This is a genomic window from Paraburkholderia sp. SIMBA_054, assembly GCF_046534875.1.
GTDB classification, from domain to species: Bacteria; Pseudomonadota; Gammaproteobacteria; order Burkholderiales; family Burkholderiaceae; genus Paraburkholderia; species Paraburkholderia hospita.
The window spans coordinates 1-280 of the sequence record NZ_JAWRXV010000615.1; the positions used below are offsets into that span (position 1 = coordinate 1).

The window sequence follows — 280 nt, forward strand, 5'->3', positions numbered from 1 at the left end:
CTACCGCGACTACAGCCGCGACGAGGGCCAGTGGATCCCCAACGCCCATGGCGGGCGCGAGAACCTGGAGGCCATCGCCTTCCTGCGCCGCCTCAACGAGGAGGTCGCCGCGCGCTTCCCGGGGGTGATGATGATGGCCGAGGAGTCCACCGCCTGGCCGGGGGTCACCGCGCCGGTCGCCGAGGGCGGGCTGGGCTTCAGCCACAAGTGGAACATGGGCTGGATGCACGACACACTGCACTACATGCAGGAAGATCCCGTCTATCGGCAGTACCACCAT

The 280-nt window shown here is 67.9% G+C and carries 1 pseudogene; it reads left to right on the forward strand.

Annotation, left to right across the window (positions count from 1 at the left end):
- Positions 1-280: pseudogene (locus SB822_RS56550) on the forward strand (1,4-alpha-glucan branching enzyme); the annotation flags it as partial.